Below are 23,664 nucleotides of genomic sequence, written 5' to 3'. Positions count from 1 at the left end.
TGACGATGGAAGCGGTTGATGCAACCGGCGCCGGCGAGCGCGCGGACCTCCGACGCCGCAATCTCGGCCGTCTGCTGCGGCCACGCCAGATCGCGGTGATCGGTGGTGCCGCCGCCGTCGAAACGGTCCGCCAGCTCGACCATATCGGCTTCCAGGGCGACATCTGGCCCGTGAACCCGAAGCGCGAGTCGATGGAGGGCCGGCCCTGTTACGCCTCGGTCGCCGATCTGCCCACGGGCCCCGATGCCGCCGTGGTCGCGGTACCGGCCGCCCATTGCCCCGAGGTGTTTGCCGCACTGAACGCCCGTGGCGCCGGGGGCGGCATCTGTTTCGCCGCCGGGTTCGCCGAAGACGGCATCGCCGATCTGGAAAAGCGCCTGGTGGAGGCCGCCGGCGATGTGGCCCTCGTCGGGCCGAACTGCCACGGCATCATCAACTGCCTCGACCGCGTCGCGCTGTGGCCGGACGATCACGGCGCGGATCCGGCCGAATCCGGGTTTGCGCTGATCAGCCAGAGCGGCAACGTCGCACTCAGCGCGACCTTCCAGCAACGCTCCGCGCCATTCGGCTATGTCATCGGCACGGGCAATCAGGCCCAGCTCGGTGTCGAGGACTTCATCGAGGCCCTGCTCGACGATCCACGCATTCACGCGATCGGTCTGTTCGTCGAGGGCCTGCGCGATGTCGGGCGTTTCGCGCGCGCCGCGCGGCGTGCGCTTGGGGCCGGAAAACCGATCGTCGCGATCAAGGTCGGCGCATCGGCCGAGGGGGCGCGCGCGTCGCAGAGCCACACGGCCGCGCTGACAGGCTCCGACAGCGTCTACGACGCCCTGTTCGACCGCCTCGGTATCCGCCGCGCGGGATCGCTCGCGGAGCTTATCGAGACGCTCAAGCTGTTCAGCGTTACCGGACCGCTGCACGGCAACGAGGTGATCTCGCTGTCCTGCTCCGGTGGCGAAGCCGCGCTCATGGGCGATCGCCTGAGCGCTGCCGGGCTTACGTGCCCCCCGCCGCAGCCGGTGCAGCGGATCGCCGACGCGTTCCGGATCCAGCCGACCAGCGTCGGCAATCCGCTCGATTACAACACGCGCATCTGGGGTGATACCGAGGCGGCCGCCGCCGGCTTCGAGACGGTCCTCGGCGACCGGTACGACGCCGCGATCCTGGTGCTCGACTTTCCACCGACCGGGCGGGCACGGCCGGACAACTGGCGCAGCGCGCTGGACGGTTTTCTTCTCGCGCAGGGGCGTACCGGGGCGCCGGCGACGGTGTTGTCGACCCTGCCCGAGGCGTTGCCCGCATCCGCGCGGGAAGCCTGCCTCGCGGCCGGCGTGACGCCACTGCAGGGCCTGGACGAGGGCATCCGGGCGCTCGCGCACGGGGCGAACTGGACAAAGCGACGGACCGCCCTGCTCGAACAACCGGCATGGGACGGCCCACTCGCCGCGGCGCCGTCGATAACAGCGGCACAGTCACTGGATGAAGCCGAGAGCAAGCGTCGGCTCGCCCAGTACGGGCTGCGTATTCCCCGCGGGCGCACGACCGATCGGGCCGGCCTCGCGGACGCCGCGGAGTCACTCGAGTATCCGCTGGTCCTCAAGGCGGTCGGGCGTGACATCGGGCACAAGACCGAGCTCGGGGCCGTCGCACTGGGTATCGCGGATCAGGACCAGCTCCTGGCGAGCGCCGAGGCCATGGCCACGCGCCTGCGCGCCGCGGGTCACGCGGGCAAGCGATGGCTGGTCGAAGAAGCGGTGCCCGATGCGGTCGCCGAACTGATTGTCGGAGTGGTACGCGATCCGGTCGCCGGACCCGTGCTGGTCGTCGGCAGCGGGGGCATCCTGGCCGAACTCGTGCGCGATACCCGTACCCTCCTCCTGCCCGCGGAGCAGTCGGATATCCGCCGGGCCATCGAGTCGCTCGCGGTGGGACGCGTCCTCGCGGGTTACCGGGGCCGAGAAGGTGGCGACATCGATGCCGCCGTGGAAGCCTGTGCCGCTATTGGCCGGTTCACCGAAGCCCATGCGGACGGTATCGCCGAACTCGACGTGAACCCGTTGCTGGTGCGGCCGGCGGGGCTGGGTGCGGTCGCGGCCGATGCCCTCGTCCGACTCGTCGATCCGGAACCCCCCGCGCCCGAGTCGACCTGACGGCTCGAGTTCACGGGCGGCGCCGCGTCACGCCGTCCATTTCCGGTCGCGGCTCGGCGGGATGCCGTACTGCCGCCGATAGGCCCGGGACAGACTCGCGCAGGAACCGAATCCACAGGCGAGCGCAACCTCGAGTACGCTGCGATCGGTGTCGTGCAGGAGTTCACGAGCGTTCTCGAGACGGAGGCGGACATAATAGGCGTTCGGCCCGGCACCGAGCTGTTCGGCGAACAGCCGCTCCAGCTGACGCTGGGAGATACCACAGTGCGCCGCCACCCCACCGACCGGTACCGGTGACTCGATATTGCGTCCCATGAATTCAACCGCTCGTACAAGCGTGGGGTTGTGGACGTCCAGTCGTGCCGCCAGGTTCATGCGCTGATGGTCGCTTTTGCTGCGCACGCGCTGGTGGATCAGCTGCTCGGACACCGCCGTCGCGAGGTCCGTACCATGCTCCTCGGCAATGAAACGCAGCATGAGATCCATCGTGGCCGTGCCGCCCGACGAAGTCAGGCGGCGCCGGTCGACCTCATACAGTTCGGTGGTCGTCTCGATGCCGGGATAGAGCTCGCGGAAGCCCGGGATGCTCTCCCAGTGCAGCGTAACCGTATGGCCTTCCAGCAGACCGGCGCGCGCGAGCAGAAATGCACCGGTATCGATTCCGCCGAGCACGACGCCCTGCCCCGCCAGGCGCCGGAGCCACTGAATAATCGGTGCCGACGTATGGCTTTCGTGGTTGAAAGAGCTGCACACGAAAACGGTGGGCGCCGCCACCTGATCGCCGATGGCGTCGTCGGTCAAAAGGGTCATGCCATTACTGGCGGCGACCGGTTCACCGTCCTCGGACCAGATCGACCAGCTGTAGAGCGCCTGGCCACTGCAGCGGTTGGCAATCCGCAACGGCTCGATCGCGGCGAAGAAAGCCATCATCGAGAACTCCGGGATCAGGAGAAAACCGATCTCGCGGGTCCCGGTACTCGTCGGATGCTCTGTCATGGCGAACAGTTTATACGAACAGTTCCTCGATTTCGGCGATGCGGTCGAGGCTGTCGGGGTTCGCGAGGGCGTCGCGATTACCGACCGGATCGCCGCGCAGGACGCTCGATACGGCGAGTTCCACCTTTTTGCCGCTGCGCGTGTAAGGCACCTCATCCACGGACGCGATCCGGGCCGGCACGTGGCGCGGGCTGGCCCCCTCCCGGATGCGCGAACGCATGCGCTGGAGCAGATCCTGATCCAGTTCGTAACCGGGGTTCAGCACCACCAGCAGCACGATGCGCTCGTCGTCCTCCCATGCCTGCCCGGCTACGATACTGTCCGCGACTTCATCCATCGTTTCGACCTGGCGATAGATTTCCGCGGTGCCGATGCGGATGCCGCCCGGGTTGAGCGTCGCGTCCGAGCGGCCATGGATGATCACGCCGCCGCTTTCGGTGATCGTGATGAAATCACCATGCGCCCAGACGCCGGGGAACGTATCAAAATACGCCCGTCGGTAGCGCTCGCCATCCGGATCGTTCCAGAACATGACCGGCATCGATGGTGCGGGCTGACGACAGACGAGTTCACCCTTTTCGCCGACCACGGGTTCACCGGCATCATTCCACGCCTGTACGTCCATGCCGAGCATGCGGCACTGGATCTCACCACGGCGCACGGGCAACAGCGGACAGCCCCCCACGAAACACGACACGATATCCGTCCCGCCGGAGATCGAAGCCAGCAGGACGTCGCGTCCGACATGCTCGCGGCCCCAGTCGAAATCCTCGGGCAGCAGCGGCGACCCGGTCGAGAAGATGACGCGCAGGGCCGACAGGTCGCTGGTTGACCCGGGGGACAGTTCTTTGTTGCGGCAGGCACCGATGAATTTCGCGCTGGTACCGAAATGCGTGACACCCCGTTCCGCCGCCAGCTGCCAGCAGACGTCCAGCGATGGATACGCCGGTGCACCATCGAACACGACCAGCTCCGCCCCCGTCATGAGCGCGGAGACCTGCCAGTTCCACATCATCCAGCCGGTGGTGGTGAAATAGAAGAAGACATCGTCGCGCCGGATGTCTCCGTGGATGATGAGTTCCTTGGCGTGCTGCAGCAGCGTGCCGCCGCCGCCATGAACGATGCACTTGGGCACCCCCGTCGTGCCGGATGAATAGAGAATGAATGCGGGGTCGTCGAATGCCATCGGCTCGAACGCCGGCTCCGCGCCGGAGTGGGCGGCCAGCGCGGCGTCCCAGGTGACATGATCGGTCGTCGGCATCGCACCGCCGGGCAGTTGCGGCACGACCACGGTGCGCTCCGCCGTCGGGAGTCGCTCGATGAGTTCATCGATGGCCTCGGCGCGGTCGTAGACCTTGCCGTTGTAGCCGTAACCATTGACGGTGACCAGCACCTTCGGCTCGATCTGACCGAACCGGTCGACGATCGCGCTTACCCCGAAATCCGGTGATGCCGAGGACCAGATCGCGCCGAGTGCGGTCGTCGCAAGCATGGCCACGATCGCCTCCGGACCGTGGGCGACGACGCCGGCGACCCGATCACCCGGCCCCACTCCCTGCGCCTCGAGCCACGCCCGGAATGCCGCGACGTCCGACAACAGTTCGCCATACGTGACCCGCCGCGTCTCGCGGGTCTCCGATACGGCGTACACCGCCATCCGCTGCGGATCCCCGTGAAGCGCTTCGCGCAGCAGGTTTTCCGCATAGTTGAGGCGCGCGCCGGGGAACCAGCGCGCACCGGGCATCGAGCGGTCCGCCAGCACGCATTCCGCATCCCGGTGCGCGATCACGCCGGTCCAGTTCCACACGGTCGCCCAGAATCGCTCCGGCTCGGAAATGGACCATTCATACAGCGAGGCGTAATCGTCAAAATCACCGTAGCCACATTCGCCGAGCCAGCGCATGTAGCGCGCCATGTGGCTGTCGCGCAGATCCGAAGCGGATGGTGTGCGGAGGATCTCGCTGGCTTCACTCATCGCATTCTCCGTCTGCCGATTCCAGGCCATCCCGATGCCTCGACTGCCTGCGACACCGGGTAAGCGGCGACATTGCGGTGCCGTATGACGCCGTCAACGCCCCGCCGGGCCGGTCTTCGCGAAGGCATCGCCCGGCACGGGACAATACCTTCGGGAAAACCGGCGGGCAAAAACCCGGCGCCGCGCCGCGATCAGCGGCGCGGTGCCGGCTCGATCACCTGCCCCAGGCAGGTAACCCGGACCATCAAGGCACGGGTCAGTCAGCGTAGGCGGCGCGCACCGCGTCGATCGCGGCTTCGCCATTACGGGTTTTCACGCCGTCCAGCCACTTCGCGACCGTGTCCATGTTCGCGCCGATCCACTCGGCGGCCACGTCCTCGGACTTCCGGTCGTTATAGCTGTACTCCAGGACCCACTCGGACTGGTCATCCTTGCTCACGACATACTGCTCGAGAAACCGCGCGATTTCCGGTTCCTTCTCGACCAGCCGCGGGTTGGCGACCGTGAGCACGTCGCTGCGCGTATCGGCGATTTCGCGACCGCCGACCGCACCGAGATAGTGGATGTCATACGCGACATTCATCCAGTGCGGCTCCCAGCCGAGGAAAACGATCCACTCCTCCCGGTCGATCGAGCGGCCGACCTGGCTGAGCATCCCGCTCGTGCTGGAGGGCACCATTTCCCAGTCGCCGAGACCGTGGCGGTCATTGCTGATGGCATTACTGATCGACTCATTGAAACCACTGCCGGCCTCGATGCCGTAGATCTTGCCGTTGAAACGGTCCCGGAACTCATCGAGATCGGCCTCGGTCTCGACCCCGGCCTCATGGACGTATTCCGGGACGGCGATCCCCATGATCGCGTCCGAAATATTGGTCGCCATCACCTTCACGGAGCCTTCCTCGATCAACGGATCCGCCATGTTCTTCTGGGTCGGCATCCAGCCACCGAAGAAGACATCCAGATCGTCTGACTTGAGGGCGTTGTAGGCGAACGCCGGGCTGGAATTCGTCTGCTTGATGCCGTAACCCATCGTCTCGATGAGCTGTGCGGCGACTTCAGTCTTGACCGTCACACCCGGCCACGTGGGCGTACCGAAACGGATCGTGGGTGCGTCGTCAGCGGCGGTCGCTGTCGCCGTGATCAGGGAGATTGCTATGGCGGCTGCAGCCGCGATGGAGACTCTGATTCGATTCATACTCGGTGTTCCTCCTCTGAGGTTTGCGGTCGTATCACCGGACCGCTACGGCGGTCGTCCCGAAATACGTCCATCCGGGACGGCGAATACCACGCTCAGGCACTCGGGCCACGCGCGATGACCGGTCCTTGAGCATTGTGCGCCCGCGCCGGTCAGGCAATGCATACTCCGCGACAGCTGCGGGCGGGTTTTGTCATTTTTCGCCGATTCTTTGACATGTCCCGCCTGGCCGAGCGCACGGCGTAACTTGACCCGGCACGGCATCGCACGGGCCATCATGGGCCCGCCGCACACGCCGCCGCAAACCGACACATGCGTTATCATGGCGCATGAGCAATTACCTCAGCCCGGAGATTCCAGGTACGCCGATGACCACGGCCGGTGAGATTGAACGGATCGACCAGTTGCCGTCCGGTCCGCTCTACGTGTTCGGCTACGGCTCACTCCTGTGGCGTCCCGGATTCGACTACCGCTCCTCACACCGTGCGCGAATTCACGGATTCCACAGGGCCCTTCGGGTATGGTCATTCCATCACCGGGGCACACCCGACCGTCCCGGTCTCGTGCTCGGGCTCGATCGCGGCGGTTCCTGTCTCGGATGCATGTTCGAGGTCGCCGAGGGCAATAAGCGCGCCGCGGCCGAGTACCTGTGGGAGCGGGAAATGGTGACCAACGTGTACATCCCGCGTCTGGTGAAGGTCGCCTGCGACGGGGGCCGATTTACCGCACTGACCTTCGTCCTCGACCGGAACCACGAACAGTACGCCGGTTTACTGAGGCCCGAGCATGCGGCAGACCACATCCTCGGGGCCCAGGGCGCAAGCGGCGCCAATCCGGAATATGTCCGCGAAACGGTGGCCGGCCTGGAGCGCCTGGGCGTCCGGGATCAGGGACTGCGCTCCGTGCTGCGTCACCTGGAAGGATCATTGGATCGCGAGTTCCCCTCGGACTGACCCCGAGCGGCTATACTCTCTGCATCGACACGGCTGGCGCAGCCCCCGTACCCGGTGATCATCGACGTCGCGGACGCCCGGAACCATACGGCATACTGGCCAGCACGCGGATCAATATCAGCCCGTCAACGAAGGGCTGGAATGGAGGTTGCGCATGTACCCCGGACGCAAAACCACTGCGGACACGACCCGTAAACTCGTGCGCCGCTTCTATGACCAATTCTGGAACAGTCGCAACTATGGTGCCGCAGAGCGGATCGTCGGTCCGCATGCGATTATCCGCGGGACACTCGGGACCACCGCGGACGGACCACGCGGTCTCGAACGCTACGCCGAAATGTTCACCGGCGCGTTCCGCGATCTGCGCATGGAAATACAGGAGGTGATCGTGGACCGCGACCGCGCGGCTGCCCGGATTGCATGGACCGGCACCCACGTAGGTGAAGTGCTGGGCTGTCCCCCGACGGGGCAGCAGGTCCGTCACGAATGCGTTGCGCTTTTCCGCACGGCGCATGGACGCATCGTCGAGGTGACCGTGCACGGGGACCTCTGCGCTCTGAGGGAACAGCTCACCACGCTCAACGACCCCGCGCAACGCCACCACTGAATCGCGGCAATACGATAAACCAGGGCGCGCGTCCGCGAGAGGGTTTCCAACGCTGTCGCCGGAGTTCACTCCCCGGCTGCAATCCGGTTGACGGCGGTACCCGGGGTTATCGAATCCGGGCGCGCCGGATCACTTGTATCCCATCTCTTCGAGGATGCGATCGTACGTCCCGTCCGAGCGGATTTCGGACAACCCATCATGGAAATCCGCCATCAATTCGTCGCCGTCATCAATCGCGCGCGAGATCATGATGTGCAGCGTGTTTTCTTTCAGGGTCGGCTCCAGAAACACCAGCTCATCCACATCATGCCCTTCCCGATTCGCGACATACCGGATGCTCGCGAAACTGCCGGCAATGAGGTCGATTCGCCCGGCGAAGAGTTTGCGCAGGTTCAGGACCTGGCTCTCCTCCGGCTCCTTGTCGAGATACTCCGCGCTGTCGAATTCTTCGCTGACCGAATAGCCACGACCGTACCCGATCGTATAATCCGACAGTTCACGCAGTGAGTCGAATTCCGTGAGCCCGAGGTCCTCGTGCGCCACGATACCGACTTCGTCGGTGAAAATAGGATCGCTCGCGATGTAGGTCTCGGCGCGTTCCTCGTTGTAGTACGCCCCGAGCAGCACATCACGGTCGCCCTGTTTCACCTCCAGCATGGCGCGCGCCCACGGCATGAATTCGGTCTGCGCCGAATGCCCCCCGCGCTCGAACGCCGTACGAACGATGTCCGTGAAGAAACCCTCGCGGGGCAGTTCCTCACCGTAATACGGTTCCCAGTTCAGCGTGCACATCGTCACTTGACGTGCATGGACCCCGGTGGCCGCCACGAGGAGGAGGCCACCCACGATGAGGCCGAGCATGGCGGCCCTGTTTTGCTTCAACATCATATGCCCCGTCGTATCCGCATAACCGGGTTTGCCGGTACGCGTTCACCGATCAGCCGCTTTTCTTCATCCGTTCCATCGCGATCCGCAGACTTGTCTGCAGTTTGTTGATGGCACCCGCGAGCATACCGATTTCGTCTTTGGAGCGGATATCGATCTTCGTATTCAGCTGCCCTGCGCTGATCCGTTCCGAGGCGTCCGTCAGTTCGCGGATCGGGCGCACCAGGAGGCGCCGCAGCAGCAGCAGGGTGACGATAATCAGCGCGAGATCGAGGATCGCCGCACGCCGGATTTCCGTCATGACCAGTTCATTGAACTGTGCCTGCAGGAACCGCCGGCTCACATACACCTCGAGCACGCCGATCATCTCTTCGCCCTCATGCAACAGCGTCGTCTTGCTGAGGATGAAATCGCCTTCGGGGTCGCTGTCGGCAGGGACGATATTCCAGTCGTCATCGCGACGGCGGCCGATATAAATCGACTCGCGGTCTTCCTCACGGATGATCACGGAATAGACGCGCCGCTCGAGCATGGCGGCCTCGATCGACTCGATCAGCTGGTCGTCATTCAGCGACCACATGGGACCAATTACCTGCTGGGAAAGCCGCTGCACCGTGGTCTCGGCGACCCGCTGGAGCTCGCTCTCGAGACGGGATCGCGCCTCGGTCAGGTTATAGATCGCGAAACCACCGAGGATCAGAGTCGTGACGACCAGCAGCGTGACCAGGATTTTGGTCTGGACGCTTCGGTACCAGGAGACTTTCTTCTGTTTCCCCTTCTGCTCTTTTTTCGCCATGTCAGGCCCTTCCTCCCGTCGTACCCTCACGGGGCGTTCAGATCCGCGCCCGTTCGTGTCGTTATTGATTGTGGTTGTTGAATAGGAGTCGGCGCGAATCAGCCGCCGACGTCGTTACGAAAACTGGCCGCCTCGGCTTCGTCATCGATCTGCTCGACGAGACGTTCGATCAACTGACGGACGCCGGCCGGCTTACTCAACTCGTCACCGAGATCCTCCACCGCCTCATCGAACAGTGCGCCGCCGATCGGGCCGATTGCCGATATGTAGCGCTGGCGAACGGCATCGACATCGATCGCGGGTGCGGCGCTCTCGCTGTAGGCCGCACTGCTGTCGCCGGTCGTGAGTATCTCGAGCACGGCGCTGGTATTGAGCGGTGTTTCACCGGGCAATTCGGTGGGCTCGGCAGCGGACTGGTATTTGAGCTGACCGACCTTTGAAAGGGATGTGGCTGCATCGTAACCGCGCGTGTTGCGGAATTTGACACCGGTTATCGTCCCGCCAGAGAGCGTCACCATGGCGGAGTGCTGCTGATCCGTGGTGATGAAAAACGCCCCGGATTTCCCGGCGTCAGTAGCCGCCTGCAATGCGGCAACGAGGTTGCTCAGCGGGACAAGTTCACTCATCGATTGCCACTCTCTCCGGCATGTAGTGTACCGCAGGCTCCGTACCCGGCCGGGTCGTGCTCCCCCGAGCACATGCCGCGACAGACCTGTCAGCACACGGGGTCCGCGGGCGAAATCCGCGTCCACGCGGTGGGTTGTATGTTCTTGTTCATGCGCAATGCCGGGTTTGACTCTATTATCTTCCCCGACGGGTTGCAATGTCATGCCGGCGGACCACCCTGCTGCCACCGGCTGTCGGACCCGTGTCCCGGTCCCGATGGAAGCATCCGCTCGAATCGGACATGGCTGCAAGCCGAAGGCAAAGCGTAGCCCGCCTGCTGACACCCGCCCGACTCATTTGCGCGTTATATTTTGCGGTCACTGAGCGCGGCTGAATGCACGGGATCATCCCCCGAGCTGAACCGCTAACGCAGTACGGTCGGCATGAAGACAAGGATACGCGGAGTGCCTCCGGAAACCGTTACCATCTTCCCATGAACGTCTTCACGACCACTCACTCCGATACACACTGGACTACAGCGCCTCTGAAGTCTGCCCGCATGCCGGCGTCCCTGATACCGCGTCTGGCGCGCGGCGATCTCCGCCCCCGCGCCCGAATCCTCCGGGCGGCCGGATCGCGCGCCCCTGGATCCATCGCGCGATGAAGCCTCCGCGGTCGCTCCCGCCCTCGATACTGCCGCGCGATGGTGCCGACTCGGCAAGGAGGCGATTATTGCGCTGGGCCCTGGTACTGTTGGTCCTGCTCCTGTGCGCGGGGATCTGGATGTGGTCGCCCCTGCGTGAACTCCTCGAGCCGCGGGAGATCGGGGCGTGGCTTGCGCGCTTCCGGCACGAGCCGTGGGCTCCGCTGGCGGTGCTCGCGGTTTTTATCGCTGGTGGGCTGCTCATGCTGCCGGTCACCCTGATGGTGGTCCTCACCGCCGTCGCTTTCGGGCCCGTGCTCGGCTTCGTGTATGCCCTGCTGGCGTCAACCGCAAGTGCTGGTGTCAGTTTCCTTATCGGCCGCCGCCTCGGGCACCGCCACGTCGAGCAGCTTGCCGGAACCCGGGTTCACAACCTGTCGCGGCGGATCGGCCACCACGGTTTCCTGACCATCGCCTTGCTCCGGATGGTCCCAGTGGCCCATTTCACTGTCGTCAGCATGGCTGCCGGTACTTCGCATATCCGCATTGCCTCATTCCTCGCGGGCACTCTCGCGGGGATGGCTCCGGGCATGATCGTGCTGATCGCGTTTCTGGATAGTCTGGCGGCCGCGGCGAGACAGCCGGACCCACTACGCATCGCGGTCGCGCTCGCGCTCGGCCTCGGCCTCGTCGCCACCCTGCTCGTACTGCGGCATTGGTTGCGCCGTCGCAAAGCCCAGCGTGAGCGCGTCCGATCGCAGTAGCCAATGCGGTCGCCCGCACAAGCCCATGGCGAACACGGGATGGGCTGCTAGAATCGAGCATCCTGCGATGAGCGGTGGTCAGGCCGCGAGGGAGTCGGTACTTGGTTCGATCCGGAAACGCCTCACCCAAAAGCCCCACGCGGCCCGTCTATATCGTCGATGGGAGTCGCACACCATTCCTCAAATTCCGCGGCAAACCCAATGCCTTCAGCGCGGCAGACCTGGGCGTAGCGGCTGGCCGCCAGCTACTGCTGCGGATGCCATTCGAGCCGGATGCCCTTGATCAGGTCATTTTCGGATGCGCCGGCCCGGCTGCGGACGAGGCCAATATCGCCCGGATTATTGCGTTGCGCCTCGGTTGCGGTCACCGGGTACCCGCCTGGAGCGTCCAGCGCAACTGCGGCTCCGGTATGCAGGCGCTCGATTGTGGGCTGCATGACATTCAGGCGGGGCGTTCTGAACTCGTACTCGCCGGCGGTACCGAGGCCATGAGCCACGCGCCGCTGCTGTTCGATCCCCGTTTCGTTGAATGGCTGGCCGACTTCAACCGGGCGAAGACGCCCGTTGCCAAAGCGAAACAGCTCGGGCGGCTTCGTCCGGGGATGCTCAAGCCCGTGGTCGCGCTGCTCAAAGGCCTGACCGACCCCGTCAGCGGCATGTCGATGGGCCAGACAGCGGAGAACATCGCCTGGCGCTTCGGCATCACCCGCGCGGAGATGGATGAATACGCCTGCCGCAGCCATCAACGCCTCGCGCAGGCCCAGGACGATGATCTGCTGACCGAACTGGAACCGTTGCATGGTCTCGACGGTCGGGCGTACGACATGGACGACGGCGTTCGGCGCGAAAGTACCGTTGAAGATCTTGCCCGGCTCAAGCCCGTATTCGAAAAACCGTACGGCAAGGTCACGGCGGGTAACAGCGCGCAGGTGACCGATGGGGCCTGCGCCGTCATGCTCGCCTCGGAAGAGGCCGTCGAGAAACACGGCCTGCCGGTTCTCGCCCGGATCGTCGACAGCGAATGGGCCGGACTCGATCCCGCCCAGATGGGGCTGGGCCCGGTCCATGCCGTCACCCCGATGCTGCGACGGCATCGCTTCGCGCTCGGCAGTGTCGACTACTGGGAACTGAACGAGGCCTTCGCCGCCCAGGTGCTCGCCTGCACAGCGGCGTGGCGTGACCGCAGTTACTGCCGCGAACACCTCGGGCTATCGAAACCCTGGGGCGATGTGGATCCCGAACGGCTCAACGTCGACGGCGGCGGGATCAGCCTCGGGCACCCGGTGGGCACCAGCGGTGCCCGAATCACCCTGCACCTCGCGCACGTCCTGCGTCGCTTCGGCGGGCGCCGTGGCGTGGCCACGCAATGCATCGGCGGCGGCCAGGGCGGTGCGATGTTGATCGAGAATCCGGAGGCGTCGGCATGAGCGGCACGAAACTGCAGCATTGCACGATCGAGCGCGATGCCGACGGCATCGCATGGGTGACACTCGACGTTAAGGGTGAGGCCGCCAATTCGCTCTCGACCGAGGTTCTTACGGAACTGGAGGCCGCGCTCGACGATCTCGACAGCGGTGAACGGCCGAAAGGCATCGTGTTCCAGTCCGCCAAGTCGGGCTTCATCGCCGGCGCCAACGTGCAGGAACTCGGGGCGATCAGCAACGCCGCCGAAGCGGACGCCCTGATCGAACGGGGCCAGCGCGTAATGGACCGGATCGAGGCGATGACGGCTCCGACCGTCGCACTGATCCGCGGCTTCTGCCTGGGCGGCGGTCTCGAACTGGCGCTCGCCTGCCGTTACCGGGTCGCAGACCGCGATCCGGCCACGCGCCTGGGCCTGCCAGAGGTCCGGCTGGGCATCCACCCCGGCTTCGGCGGCACCGTGCGCCTGCCCGATCTGATCGGCGCCCCGGGCGCGCTCGATCTCATGCTGTCCGGGCGGACACTGGAAGGCCGGGCAGCGCAGCGCATGGGGCTCGTGGATTTCGCGCTCTCGCCGTGGCAGCTCGTTGATGCGACGCGCGATCTGATCCGACGGGACCCGGGCCGGCATCGCCCCAAATGGTGGCAGCGCCTCGCGGGCAGCCTGCCCGGCCGCTATGCGCTGAAACCGATCATGCAGCGCCAGGTCAAACAGCGCGCCCGTCCCGAACACTACCCGGCACCGTACGCGATGCTGGATCTCTGGGCCCGCCACGGCGGTGACTCCGCCCCACGCCGCATCAAGGCGGAACGGACCTCGCTGACGCGCCTGATCGAAGGGCCCACGGCCGGTAACCTGATCCGCGTCTTCCTGCTGCAGGATCGACTCAAGCGTGAGGCCCGTTCGAGCGATGTCGCGGTCCCCCGGCGGGTCCATGTCATCGGTGCCGGGACCATGGGTGGTGACATCGCTGCCTGGCTCGCGCTGAACGGTTGCCGGGTAACGCTCTTCGACGAACGCGACAAGGCGATTGCTTCGACCCTCAAACGCGCCCGCTCCCTGTTCCAGAAGCGCCTGAAACGTCCTGAGCGGGTGACCGCCGCACTCGACTGCCTCACTCCGGATCCGCGCAACCGAGGTGTCGAAGGTGCCGATATCATCATCGAGGCGATCATCGAGGATCTCGATGCCAAGCAGGGGCTCTATCGGGAACTCGAGCCACGTATGCGCGAGGACGCGATCCTGGCCACCAATACGTCCAGTCTGCCGCTCGAGCAACTGGCCGAGGGCCTGCAGCAGCCCGGCCGGCTGATCGGTCTGCATTTCTTCAACCCGGTGGCCAAGATGCCGCTGGTCGAGATCGTCGCGGGCACCCAGAGCGACAGCACGAATCTGGACCGCGGGCAGGCGCTGATCGCGAGCGCCGACAAGCTCCCGCTGCGCGTGAAGAGCGCCCCCGGGTTCCTCGTGAACCGGGTCCTGATGCCCTACATGATCAAGGCGGCGACGCTGTATGCGCGCGGTACGCAGCGTGAATCGCTGGATGAGGCGGCCAAACGCTTCGGCATGCCCATGGGCCCACTCGAATTGGCGGATTCGGTCGGCCTCGACGTCTGCGTGGCCGCCGTCGACGTGATGGCCGAACCACTGGGACTGGAAGTGCCGGCCTCGATGCGTTCCATGGTCGACGGCGGCACCCTCGGTCGCAAGAGCGGCCGTGGCTTCTACGTCTACGACAAGAAAGGCAAACCGGATCGTGGCCGCATCTCGCTGGATTCAGCCGAACTGGATCGCCTCGGCAAGGACCTGATCGAACCCCTCCTCGACGAGGCCGAGCGCGCCCGCGACGAGGGGATCGTCGCCGACGGCGACCTGGTCGACGCCGGCACCATCTTCGGCACCGGCTTCGCACCCTTCACCGGCGGGCCGCTGCACTATCGGGAACAGCATTCCGGTCAAGGTGGGTAGCTGGTCGCTGGGCTTTAAAACCGGAACCACGAATGAACACGAATGAACACGAATGGTTCTTGGGGTAACCAACCGCATTTGGAGCTCGCTGATGTTTCGTTGCAGCATCCAGCGCTGATTTTGAACCACAGATGAACACAGATGGACACAGATAAAGGCGAATACGGCGAACCCGAGTGAATCGGGAGATCGAGTCGTTTATTCGGCCCCGGCGGTCTGAATAGAAACGGTTTTATCTGTGTCCATCTGTGGTTCTTTAATACCGTTTCAACGCCCACACACCCGGACAGCGAAGCTCCACAGGGCGTTGGTTACCCCAAGAACCATTCGTGTTTATTCGTGTTCATTCGTGGTTCTACAACGCATTCCACCCAACGACACGAACCACTACATGGTATGCGTCGGGCGGTCGGCGTTGAGGGCGCCGGCGAGGTAGGTTTCGATCTTTTTGCGGGTGGCGCCGTTGTCCTGGTCGGAGAACTGGACGCCGATGCCGACGGTCTTGTTCCCCTGTGCCCCCTGCGGCGTGATCCAGATGATCTTGCCGGCGACCGGCAGGCGCTCTTTGTCATCCATGAGCGTAAGCAGCATGAAGACCTCGTCGCCGAAGCTGTAGGACTTGTTGGTCGGGATGAACAGGCCGCCGTTCTTCACGAACGGCATATAGGCCGCATAAAGCGCGCCCTTGTCCTTGATGGTCAGGGACATGATGCCCTGACGACCACCGCCGCCCTGCTGTGCTGCCATCGGCTCCCCCGTCTATCGGTTGTATCGGCCGCGACCGGTTTCCGCGGCATCGGCAAGCAGTCCGTGCCACTGGATGTCGGCCCGCAGCGCACTGCTCGGCCCCGGAATCGAGCGTCTCAGTTCATCAAGGTAATCAAACAGCGCGCGCACGTCCACTTTCGACGCGGCCCTGCCCAAGCGCTCACGCTCCAGCGGCATGCGCAATGGCGGGTCCGATGCGAACCGCAGGCGGATCATGTCCTCGACGGCGGTGGCCAGCACGGGAACACTCCGCGCCAGGGGATGCGCGCTCCCGGCCTCGATGGCGCCGCGTTCGATCCGGCCTTCGCCCAGCGCCTGCACCAGCGCCGACACCAGGGGCGTCTCGTCAAATCCTTCCGCGGCCATTTCCAGCGCCCGCAGCGGCGCGCCGCCCGCGCGGTCGAGCCAGTATTCCGGCTGCTCCATTTCCGGCTGGCTCCGCAGCCAGTTGAGCGCGCTCTCGCGGTCGGGCAGACCGAAGGTGATCCGCTGACAGCGGCTGCGCACGGTCGCCGGCAGCCGTGCCGGTCGCTCGCTGACCAGCAGCAGCACGCTGTCGCCCGGCGGCTCTTCCAGGGTTTTCAGGAGGCTGTTCGCGGCGGCCAGGGTCATCGACTCGGCGGGCTCGATACGGGCCACCTTGGAACGGCCGCCACTGGTGAGATTCAGACGCCCCGTGAGTTCGCGGATCCGGTCGACCCCGATGGCCTTGCCCGCCTCTTCCGGTTCGATCCGGACCGCGTCCGGATGGGTACCCGCCGTGTACTCACGACATGCGCTGCAGGTACCGCAAGGCGTTTCGGCGGATGTCGATGTACACAAAAGGGCCTGCATCAGGGCATCCGCGAACAGGCCTTCACCGGTGCCGCCGGGCCCGCTGATCAGCAGCGCGTGCGGTAACCGGCCCGCGCTGCGCAGGCCCTGCACGCGCTCCCAGCGCGCGGCCTGCCATGGCGCGACGGCCAGAGCGCTCACAGGTCCTCCAGCAGCGCGGCCACCACCTGCTCGCGAACCTGTTCCACCGGGCCAGTGGCATCGATGACGCGGAAACGATCGGGGTCGTCCTGTGCCCGCTGCAGGTAGACTTCCCGCGCGCGCTCGAAGAACGCCCCCGTTTCGCGCTCGAAGCGGTCGGCCGCGCCGCGGCCGCGGGCGCGTTCCAGCGCCACCGGCACCGGCGCATCGAGCAGTATCGTGCGGCCGGGGCGCAGGTCGCCCTGCACCCAGGCCTCGAGCACGCCGATGCGCGCGGACGACAAACCCCGTCCACCTCCCTGGTAGGCATAGGTGGCATCGGTAAAGCGGTCACAGACCACGTATTGGCCGGCATCCAGCGCCGGCTGGATCACGCGCGCGAGGTGTTCCGAGCGGGCCGCGAACAACAGCAGCAGTTCCGTCTCGGCCAGTGGTGCGTCACCATCCGGATCGAGCAGCAGCGAACGGATCCGGTCGGCGACCGGGGAGCCACCCGGCTCCCGGGTACGCACTGCGGCCTCCCCTTGCCCGCGAAGTGCTTCGACCACCGCGTCGACATGGGTCGACTTCCCGACGCCCTCGATCCCTTCCAGCGTGATAAATCGCTTGTCGGCGTTCACGATACATTCCAGTACGCGGTGATCGGTTCCCGCGAGCAGCGCCTCATTCGTCCCCGGCCCCATCGCCCTGATTGTTCCCGCGCAGACGCGAGGCATCGCCGTCGAGCTGGTACTTCACGACTGCTTTGTTGTGCTCTTCCAGGGTCTCGGAGAAGACGTGGCGGCCATCACCGGTGGAAACGAAGTAAAGATCCCCACGGCGGTCGGGATGAAGAGCGGCGTGGATGGCCGCACGGGAGGGCATCGCGATCGGCGTGGGCGTCAGCCCGCTGCGCGTATAGGTATTGTACGGCGTGTCTTCACGCAGATCGCGATAACGGATGTCGCCCTCGTATTCATCCCCCATGCCGTAGATCACCGTCGGGTCCGTCTGCAGGCGCATGCCGCGCTCCAGGCGTTCCACGAACACGCCCGCGATCCGGGCGCGTTCTTCCGGCACACCCGTCTCGCGTTCCACGATCGAGGCCAGGATCAGTGCCTCGTAGGGGCTCTCCAGTGGCAGCCCCTCGGTGCGATCCTTCCACTCCTCGGCAAGTACTTTCTCCATCCGCTCATAGGCCCGCGCGAGCAGCTCGCGGTCCTTGCGTCCGCGCGGAAACTGATAGGTGTCCGGAAAAAACCGGCCCTCGGGGTGCTGCTCGGGATAGCCCAGTTCCGCCATGATCTCCTCCGGCGACAGGCCCTCCAGCGTATGCGCGATGGCGTCATGCTTCTCCAGCGCCGCCAGCACCTCATCGAAGGTCCAGCCCGGGATCACGGCCAATCGATACTGCTTCACGTCTCCCCGTACGAATTTTTCCAGCATCCGGTACGGGGTGGTGCCAGGTTCAAGCACATACTCACCGGCCTGGATCCGCCGGGCATCGCCGGTGAAACGCGCGGTCGCCCGGAAATACAACGGGCGATCGATCACATCACGCGCCGCAAGACGTTCCGCGATCCGCCGGACGGGCGTACCAGGATCAATCATGAACACGAGTTCCGCATCGGGATCGAGATTGACCGGGCTGTGCAGGAACCGGAAAAAGTCGGCCGCCGTTACGCCGCCGCCAACGGAAACCACCAACACGAACAATCCCGCCAGCCAGGTCTTCCTGCGACGTCTAGCCATCAACCGCCTCCAGACAATCCCTCAGATGGCGCACGACCGGTTCGTCCGCACTGTACTGCAGATCATCGATCCGCTCGACTGTCACAATCCCGCGCACCGCGTTGGTGACAAAAACCGCGGTAGACCGCTTCACCTCATCCGGCTCCACCCGTCGCACCTGGATTTCGATCCCTTCGCGCCCGGCCGTCTCCAGGACCTGTCGACGCATGACCCCGCTGACACCACATTCATCAAGGGCCGGCGTAACGAGCGTATGATCTTTTACGAGGAACAGGTTCGACATCACGCACTCCACCACGCGTCCATCCGTGGCCAGCATGATGCCCTCATCGATCGCCGGATCGGTCCACTCGGCCCGTGCGAGCACCTGTTCAAGGCGGTTGAGGTGCTTGAGGCCCGCAAGCGCCGGCTGTAATGCCAGGCGTGTATGGCACCAGCGCAGCGTAAACCGTGGCTTGCGTGCGGCTGCAGTCGCCGCTGGATAGAACCCTACGACGCGTGTCGGGGTCGGTTCAGGCGGCGGCGCATAACCGCGCGGACCGGGTCCGCGGGTAATCGTGATGCGGGCCGTACCCGATGGCGCATCCCCCCTGACGCGTTCCAGTTCATGCGCGAGTCCGTCTATCGATGGAGCCGGAATGGACAGTCGCCGGCATCCATCCAGCAGGCGATCCGCGTGCGCCTGCCAGAACCGCGGCGCCCCATCCCTGACGGCAATGGTTTCGAACAGCCCATCCCCCAGCGCAAAGCCGCGATCGGTCACGTCGACCGATACGCCTTCCCTGCCGTTGACAAGGATCCGGGGGGTGTCTGGAGAGCTCAAGGGCGGTGCGGCACCGCGCGCCGTCAGACCTGACGGAACACCAGCGTGCCGTTGGTCCCGCCGAATCCGAACGAGTTCGAGAGCACGCTGCCGATCTTCATCGATCGCGCCTCATGGGGCACGAAATCGAGATCGCAGCCCTCGTCCGGGTCGTCGAGGTTGATCGTCGGCGGTGCGACCTGATCGCGGATCGCCAGGATTGAGAAGACCGCCTCCAGACCACCGGCGGCACCGAGGAGGTGTCCGGTCATGGACTTGGTGGAACTGACCGCAAGTGCCGCCGCATGATCACCGAATACGCTCTTCAGCGCCTGAACCTCGGCGACATCACCGACCTGGGTCGAGGTCCCGTGCGCGTTCACGTAATCGACCTGATCCGGATTCATGCCGGCGTTGACCAGTGCGTTGCGCATGCAACGATACGCCCCATCACCATTGGCGGCCGGCTGGGTCATGTGATGCGCGTCGGCGCTCATGCCGTAGCCGGAGACCTCCGCGTAAATCCGTGCACCGCGCGCCTTCGCGTGCTCGTACTCCTCAAGCACGAGGACACCCGCGCCGTCGCCCAGCACGAACCCGTCGCGGCCGCGATCCCACGGGCGACTCGCATGCTCCGGGTCATCGTTGCGGGTCGACAGGGCGCGCGCGGCGGCGAAGCCCGCGAGCCCCAGCGGTGAGGTGGCATTTTCCGCACCGCCGGCGATCATGACATCGGCATCACCGTATTCGATGAAACGTGCGGCATCGCCGATATTATGCGTGCCGGTCGTGCACGCCGTCACGATGGAGATGTTCGGCCCCTGGAACCCGTAGCGGATGGACAGATTGCCGGAGATCATGTTGATGATCGTGGCAGGCACGAAGAACGGTGACAGCTTGCGCGGACCGCCCTCCTGCAGGACGTCGACCGAATGTTCGATCTCGGGCAGCCCGCCGATGCCGGAACCGATCGAAACACCGATCCGATCCCGGTTCTCGTCGGTCACCTCGATACCCGCGTCCTGGATCGCCTGAATACCGGCCGCCATCCCGTAGTGGATGAACAGCCCCATCTTCCGCGCGTCCTTCGGGGACAGGTATTCGGAGACGTCGAAGTCCTTCACCGACGCCGAGAACCGGACACTGTAGGACGATACATCGAACGATGATATCGGTGCGGCCCCGGAACGACCCGCCAGGATGGATTCCCACGAAGTCTCGACGGTGTTGCCCACCGGCGACACCGCGCCGAGTCCGGTAACCACTACGCGCCTTTTGCTCAAGGTGCTCATCCCCTGCGTTCCGGCAGAACTCTGACGCCGCCGGCTGCCCTTCAGGCAGAACCCCGAGCCCGGACCGGCGAAACATCCCGTCCGGCCGCCCGGCAGCCCCTTCGTGATCCATGCTGCATCGCGAAGGGATCAGCCGGCCGGCCGTCGTCAGGCCCGTTCAGCCGAGATTGTTGTTGATGTAATCGATCGCCTGCTGGACGGTCGTGATCTTCTCGGCTTCCTCGTCCGGGATTTCGCACTCGAACTCTTCCTCGAGTGCCATGACCAGCTCGACGGTGTCGAGCGAATCCGCGCCCAGATCATCGACGAACGAGGCGGCATTGGTCACTTCTTCTTCTTTGACGCCGAGTTGCTCGACGACGATCTTCTTGACGCGTTCTTCAACACTGCTCATGTCGGGTTGGTCCTCCGAAATCCAGGTGGTGCAGCCCTTGATTGTGCGGCGTATTGTAGGGGAATCACCCCTGCCTATCTACCCGCTTCGATACCGTTCAGTTCATAGTGAATACGCTGAACGGATTTTTATTATCAATAAGTTACAAAACATATCTCGACAGCGTCTCAACGCAACGCTGTCACGACATGTACAGCCCACCGTTCACGTGCAATGTGTGCCCGGTGATGTAGGAGGCCTCCGGCGACGCCAGGAACGCACACGCGTGCGCGACCTCCTGCGGCGTTCCGAAGCGTTCCACCGCGATCTCCTCCAGCAATGATGCGCGCGACGCCTCCGGCAGCGAGCGTGTCATGTCCGTGTCTATGAAGCCAGGGGCGACGCAGTTGACAGTGATACCGCGGCTGCCGATTTCCTGCGCGAGCGACTTGGTGAAGCCCACCATGCCGGCCTTCGCGGCCGCGTAATTCGCCTGTCCGGCATTGCCGGTGGCCGCGACCACCGAGGCCACATTCACGATCCGGCCCCGCCGCGCCTTCATCATGCCGCGGATACAGGACCGCGCAACACGGTAGATCGATCCGAGGTTCGTGTCGATCACTTCTTCCCACTCGGCATCCTTCATGCGCATCAGGAGATTGTCGCGCGTGATCCCGGCGTTGTTCACCAGCACCGTGATCGGCCCGAACTCCGCCGCGATGGACTTCACCAGCGCGTCGACGCCGGCACTGTCGCGCACATCGAGGGCCCGGCCGGCGCCGCGGATGCCCGCGCTCTCCAGGCTCTCGCCGATCGCCGCGGCGCCGGATTCGCTGGTCGCGGTGCCGATCACGGTCGCGCCCTGGCGTCCCAGCTCCTGCGCGATCGCCTGGCCGATCCCGCGGCTCGCGCCGGTGACCAGCGCTACATCGCCATCAAGGCTCATGCTCCGTTCTCCCTGCAGTAATCAAGTGCCTTTTCCAGGCTTGCCGGATCCTCGACCGCAAAAGCCGTCATAGACCGATCGATCCGTCTTGCCAGACCGGTCAGTACCTTGCCGGGCCCGAGTTCGACGAAGACTTCCGCTCCGGCGTCACGCAGGGCCTGCACCGACTCCGTCCAGCGGACGGGATTGTACAGTTGTCGCCGCAGCGCCTCACGGATCCCGTCCACATCCGCGTGCTCCGCGGCGTCGACGTTGTGGACGACCGGCATGCCGGGTGCAGCGAATTCGATATCGGCCATGTACTCGCCGAGGCTCGCCGCGGCGTCCTTCATGAGGCTGCTGTGCGACGGTACCGACACCGGCAGCTCGACCGCACGCTTCGCGCCGGCCTCGCGCGCCGCCTCGATCGCCTGGGCCACCGCGTCGGCATGTCCGGCAATCACGACCTGCCCCGGGGCGTTGAAGTTCACCGGCTCGACAATACGCTCCGTCTGCAGATGCTCGCAGATCTCGGCCACGCGATCGCCGTCAAGCCCGAGCAGCGCGGCCATACCGCCCTCGCCCGCTGGCACGGCATTCTGCATGAGCCGGGCGCGCTCGGCTACCAGCCGAATCGCATCCGCGAAGCCCAGCGCGCCCGCCTGCACGAGCGCGGCGTACTCACCAAGGCTGTGGCCCGCGGCGCGGGCCGGTTCCGGGCCCCCCGCCGCCGACCAGACGCGCGCGACCGCAACGTCGGCCGCGAGCATTGCAGGCTGAGTATATTCGGTCTGATTGAGGCGATCCTCGGGGTTGTCCCGAACAATGGCCTCAAGGTCATAACCGAGCGCCTCGGATGCCTCCTGAAAGGTCTGTCCGACCTCGGGCCACTGCTCGGAGAGCGCGGCCAGCATGCCGACGCTCTGTGAGCCCTGGCCCGGGAAAACGGCTGCAATACGACTCACGCTGGTCCTCCGTATTGAATTCTTGATTTCAGGGGAGCGTTGCGATGGGGCTCAACGGGTCAGGCCGAGCACGTCCTGCATATCGTAAAGGCCCGGACGCTGCGCGGCCATCCAGGCAGCCGCCCGGACCGCGCCCCGTGCAAACAGCATGCGGCTGGATGCCCGGTGCGTGATTTCGATGCGCTCGCCGGGGCCAGCGAACAACACGGTGTGCTCACCCACGATATCGCCGCCGCGGATGGTCGAGAACCCGATCTCGCCGGTCTCCCGCTCGCCCGTGTGGCCCTCACGCGCATAGACCGCCCGATCGGCCAGTTTGTCGCCGCGGCCGGTGGCGATCGCCTCGCCCAGGTAGAGGGCCGTCCCCGACGGGGCATCGACCTTGTGCCGGTGATGGGCCTCGATCACCTCGGCGTCGTATTCCGGTCCCAGCGCCCGGGCCGCCTGTTCCACCAACCCCGAGAGGAGATTGATGCCGACACCGGTATTGGGAGCGATCAGGACGGGAATGTAGTGGCCTGCCGTGGCGACCTCGGCACGCTGCTCCGGGGACAGGCCCGTGGTCCCGATCACGATGGGCACCTGCCGTTCCAGGCAGTGCGTAATCATCGCGAGCGTCCCCTCGGGCCGGGTGAAATCGATCACGACATCGAACCGCGCCGTGGCGACGTCGTCGGTGACGACAACCCCGATCGGGTCGCCCCCCGCCAGTACGCCGGCATCCTGCCCCAGCGCCGCCTGCCCCGAATGCTCGAGCGCCGCGCTGACCTCGAGCTCCGGATGTTCCAGGCAGGCGGCCAGCAGATTCCGGCCCATACGACCGGCTGCACCGTTAATCGCGACTCGGGTCATCGATGCCTCGCGTCCGT

Annotated in this window: 22 protein-coding genes; 6 read left to right on the top strand and 16 right to left on the bottom strand. The window is 65.2% G+C overall.

Features of this window, described 5'->3' with window-relative positions; translation table 11 throughout:
- The first annotated feature begins 5 nt into the window (after window positions 1-5).
- Window positions 6-2,150 carry an acetate--CoA ligase family protein gene (locus A0W70_RS07015; RefSeq protein WP_070988517.1) on the top strand — a complete coding sequence of 715 codons (2,145 nt, stop codon included), beginning with the start codon at window positions 6-8 and terminating at the stop codon, window positions 2,148-2,150.
- Between the two features lie 27 nt (window positions 2,151-2,177).
- Here A0W70_RS07015 and A0W70_RS07010 read toward each other — a convergent pair whose 3' ends face one another.
- The 3 genes from A0W70_RS07010 to A0W70_RS07000 form a co-directional block, all read right to left on the bottom strand.
- A complete protein-coding gene (locus A0W70_RS07010; RefSeq protein ID WP_070988516.1) occupies window positions 2,178-3,146 on the bottom strand; it encodes a GlxA family transcriptional regulator in 969 nt (322 codons plus the stop codon).
- A 10-nt stretch (window positions 3,147-3,156) separates the two neighbouring features.
- The gene (locus A0W70_RS07005; RefSeq protein ID WP_070988924.1) at window positions 3,157-5,121 is read right to left on the bottom strand and encodes an acetoacetate--CoA ligase; all 1,965 of its coding nucleotides are present in this window, start codon (window positions 5,119-5,121) and stop codon (window positions 3,157-3,159) included.
- Window positions 5,122-5,377: 256 nt separating this feature from the next.
- Window positions 5,378-6,319, bottom strand: coding sequence for an ABC transporter substrate-binding protein (locus A0W70_RS07000; protein WP_070988515.1), 942 nt, complete (start codon window positions 6,317-6,319; stop codon window positions 5,378-5,380).
- A gap of 368 nt (window positions 6,320-6,687) precedes the next feature.
- On the opposite strand from A0W70_RS07000, the gene A0W70_RS06995 reads away from it, so the two are divergent.
- Both A0W70_RS06995 and A0W70_RS06990 read left to right on the top strand, forming a co-directional pair.
- A complete protein-coding gene (locus A0W70_RS06995; RefSeq protein ID WP_070988514.1) occupies window positions 6,688-7,272 on the top strand; it encodes a gamma-glutamylcyclotransferase in 585 nt (194 codons plus the stop codon).
- A gap of 154 nt (window positions 7,273-7,426) precedes the next feature.
- The gene (locus A0W70_RS06990) at window positions 7,427-7,879 is read left to right on the top strand and encodes an ester cyclase (RefSeq protein ID WP_070988513.1); all 453 of its coding nucleotides are present in this window, start codon (window positions 7,427-7,429) and stop codon (window positions 7,877-7,879) included.
- A gap of 129 nt (window positions 7,880-8,008) precedes the next feature.
- Here the strand turns inward: A0W70_RS06990 and A0W70_RS06985 are convergent, their stop codons facing one another.
- The 3 genes from A0W70_RS06985 to A0W70_RS06975 form a co-directional block, all read right to left on the bottom strand.
- Window positions 8,009-8,767: a substrate-binding periplasmic protein gene (locus A0W70_RS06985; protein ID WP_083330834.1), complete on the bottom strand. Its 759-nt coding sequence runs from the start codon at window positions 8,765-8,767 to the stop codon at window positions 8,009-8,011.
- A gap of 49 nt (window positions 8,768-8,816) precedes the next feature.
- Window positions 8,817-9,560 (bottom strand): HAMP domain-containing protein, encoded by a 744-nt coding sequence (locus A0W70_RS06980; protein WP_070988512.1) that lies wholly within the window; start codon window positions 9,558-9,560, stop codon window positions 8,817-8,819.
- A 98-nt stretch (window positions 9,561-9,658) separates the two neighbouring features.
- Complete coding sequence (locus tag A0W70_RS06975; protein ID WP_070988511.1) at window positions 9,659-10,186, bottom strand: DUF8082 domain-containing protein; 528 nt, start codon at window positions 10,184-10,186, stop codon at window positions 9,659-9,661.
- A gap of 712 nt (window positions 10,187-10,898) precedes the next feature.
- On the opposite strand from A0W70_RS06975, the gene A0W70_RS06970 reads away from it, so the two are divergent.
- From A0W70_RS06970 to A0W70_RS06960, 3 genes are all read left to right on the top strand, one after another.
- A complete protein-coding gene (locus A0W70_RS06970; RefSeq protein WP_070988510.1) occupies window positions 10,899-11,573 on the top strand; it encodes a TVP38/TMEM64 family protein in 675 nt (224 codons plus the stop codon).
- A gap of 101 nt (window positions 11,574-11,674) precedes the next feature.
- The gene (locus A0W70_RS06965) at window positions 11,675-13,000 is read left to right on the top strand and encodes an acetyl-CoA C-acetyltransferase (protein WP_070988509.1); all 1,326 of its coding nucleotides are present in this window, start codon (window positions 11,675-11,677) and stop codon (window positions 12,998-13,000) included.
- On the top strand, window positions 12,997-14,964 hold the full coding sequence (locus tag A0W70_RS06960) for a 3-hydroxyacyl-CoA dehydrogenase NAD-binding domain-containing protein (protein WP_070988508.1): 1,968 nt from the start codon (window positions 12,997-12,999) through the stop codon (window positions 14,962-14,964). Before A0W70_RS06965 ends, A0W70_RS06960 begins: the two co-directional genes overlap by 4 nt.
- 387 nt (window positions 14,965-15,351) lie before the next feature.
- Here A0W70_RS06960 and A0W70_RS06955 read toward each other — a convergent pair whose 3' ends face one another.
- From A0W70_RS06955 to dapB, 10 genes are all read right to left on the bottom strand, one after another.
- Window positions 15,352-15,711, bottom strand: a complete 360-nt coding sequence (locus A0W70_RS06955) for a PilZ domain-containing protein (protein WP_070988507.1) — start codon at window positions 15,709-15,711, stop codon at window positions 15,352-15,354.
- A 12-nt stretch (window positions 15,712-15,723) separates the two neighbouring features.
- Window positions 15,724-16,707, bottom strand: a complete 984-nt coding sequence (gene holB, locus A0W70_RS06950) for a DNA polymerase III subunit delta' (protein ID WP_070988506.1) — start codon at window positions 16,705-16,707, stop codon at window positions 15,724-15,726.
- Window positions 16,704-17,390, bottom strand: coding sequence for a dTMP kinase (tmk, locus tag A0W70_RS06945; protein ID WP_083330832.1), 687 nt, complete (start codon window positions 17,388-17,390; stop codon window positions 16,704-16,706). The genes holB and tmk overlap by 4 nt, the downstream gene beginning before the upstream one ends.
- Window positions 17,371-18,438: an endolytic transglycosylase MltG gene (gene mltG / locus A0W70_RS06940; protein WP_070988505.1), complete on the bottom strand. Its 1,068-nt coding sequence runs from the start codon at window positions 18,436-18,438 to the stop codon at window positions 17,371-17,373. The genes tmk and mltG overlap by 20 nt, the downstream gene beginning before the upstream one ends.
- Window positions 18,431-19,261 carry an aminodeoxychorismate lyase gene (gene pabC, locus A0W70_RS06935; protein WP_083330831.1) on the bottom strand — a complete coding sequence of 277 codons (831 nt, stop codon included), beginning with the start codon at window positions 19,259-19,261 and terminating at the stop codon, window positions 18,431-18,433. Before pabC ends, mltG begins: the two co-directional genes overlap by 8 nt.
- Window positions 19,262-19,284: 23 nt before the next feature.
- Complete coding sequence (gene fabF / locus A0W70_RS06930) at window positions 19,285-20,523, bottom strand: beta-ketoacyl-ACP synthase II (protein ID WP_070988920.1); 1,239 nt, start codon at window positions 20,521-20,523, stop codon at window positions 19,285-19,287.
- A 166-nt stretch (window positions 20,524-20,689) separates the two neighbouring features.
- Window positions 20,690-20,926 carry an acyl carrier protein gene (gene acpP, locus A0W70_RS06925; protein ID WP_070988504.1) on the bottom strand — a complete coding sequence of 79 codons (237 nt, stop codon included), beginning with the start codon at window positions 20,924-20,926 and terminating at the stop codon, window positions 20,690-20,692.
- A gap of 181 nt (window positions 20,927-21,107) precedes the next feature.
- Window positions 21,108-21,851: a 3-oxoacyl-ACP reductase FabG gene (fabG, locus tag A0W70_RS06920; RefSeq protein WP_070988503.1), complete on the bottom strand. Its 744-nt coding sequence runs from the start codon at window positions 21,849-21,851 to the stop codon at window positions 21,108-21,110.
- Window positions 21,848-22,795 carry an ACP S-malonyltransferase gene (gene fabD, locus A0W70_RS06915; RefSeq protein WP_070988502.1) on the bottom strand — a complete coding sequence of 316 codons (948 nt, stop codon included), beginning with the start codon at window positions 22,793-22,795 and terminating at the stop codon, window positions 21,848-21,850. Before fabD ends, fabG begins: the two co-directional genes overlap by 4 nt.
- A gap of 51 nt (window positions 22,796-22,846) precedes the next feature.
- On the bottom strand, window positions 22,847-23,647 hold the full coding sequence (dapB, locus tag A0W70_RS06910; RefSeq protein ID WP_070988501.1) for a 4-hydroxy-tetrahydrodipicolinate reductase: 801 nt from the start codon (window positions 23,645-23,647) through the stop codon (window positions 22,847-22,849).
- Between the last annotated feature and the right edge of the window lie 17 nt (window positions 23,648-23,664).

It is taken from the genome of Halofilum ochraceum (genome assembly GCF_001614315.2).
Lineage (GTDB): Bacteria > Pseudomonadota > Gammaproteobacteria > XJ16 > Halofilaceae > Halofilum > Halofilum ochraceum.
Note: the sequence above shows the minus strand (reverse complement) of the source record. Positions and strands in the feature narration are given on the sequence as shown.

Excerpts from the sequence above, each read along its gene's own strand:
- A0W70_RS06955 (WP_070988507.1), bottom strand. The coding sequence starts at position 15,711 with ATGGCAGCACAGCAGGGCGGCGGTGGTCGTCAGGGCATCATGTCCCTG.
- A0W70_RS06990 (WP_070988513.1), top strand. The coding sequence starts at position 7,427 with ATGTACCCCGGACGCAAAACCACTGCGGACACGACCCGTAAACTCGTG.
- A0W70_RS06975 (WP_070988511.1), bottom strand. The coding sequence starts at position 10,186 with ATGAGTGAACTTGTCCCGCTGAGCAACCTCGTTGCCGCATTGCAGGCG.
- A0W70_RS07015 (WP_070988517.1), top strand. The coding sequence starts at position 6 with ATGGAAGCGGTTGATGCAACCGGCGCCGGCGAGCGCGCGGACCTCCGA.
- acpP (WP_070988504.1), bottom strand. The coding sequence starts at position 20,926 with ATGAGCAGTGTTGAAGAACGCGTCAAGAAGATCGTCGTCGAGCAACTC.
- A0W70_RS06995 (WP_070988514.1), top strand. The coding sequence starts at position 6,688 with ATGACCACGGCCGGTGAGATTGAACGGATCGACCAGTTGCCGTCCGGT.
- mltG (WP_070988505.1), bottom strand. The coding sequence starts at position 18,438 with ATGGCTAGACGTCGCAGGAAGACCTGGCTGGCGGGATTGTTCGTGTTG.
- A0W70_RS07005 (WP_070988924.1), bottom strand. The coding sequence starts at position 5,121 with ATGAGTGAAGCCAGCGAGATCCTCCGCACACCATCCGCTTCGGATCTG.
- A0W70_RS07000 (WP_070988515.1), bottom strand. The coding sequence starts at position 6,319 with ATGAATCGAATCAGAGTCTCCATCGCGGCTGCAGCCGCCATAGCAATC.
- dapB (WP_070988501.1), bottom strand. The coding sequence starts at position 23,647 with ATGACCCGAGTCGCGATTAACGGTGCAGCCGGTCGTATGGGCCGGAAT.
- A0W70_RS06960 (WP_070988508.1), top strand. The coding sequence starts at position 12,997 with ATGAGCGGCACGAAACTGCAGCATTGCACGATCGAGCGCGATGCCGAC.
- A0W70_RS06985 (WP_083330834.1), bottom strand. The coding sequence starts at position 8,767 with ATGATGTTGAAGCAAAACAGGGCCGCCATGCTCGGCCTCATCGTGGGT.
- A0W70_RS07010 (WP_070988516.1), bottom strand. The coding sequence starts at position 3,146 with ATGACAGAGCATCCGACGAGTACCGGGACCCGCGAGATCGGTTTTCTC.
- fabG (WP_070988503.1), bottom strand. The coding sequence starts at position 21,851 with ATGAGCCTTGATGGCGATGTAGCGCTGGTCACCGGCGCGAGCCGCGGG.
- A0W70_RS06980 (WP_070988512.1), bottom strand. The coding sequence starts at position 9,560 with ATGGCGAAAAAAGAGCAGAAGGGGAAACAGAAGAAAGTCTCCTGGTAC.
- tmk (WP_083330832.1), bottom strand. The coding sequence starts at position 17,390 with ATGGGGCCGGGGACGAATGAGGCGCTGCTCGCGGGAACCGATCACCGC.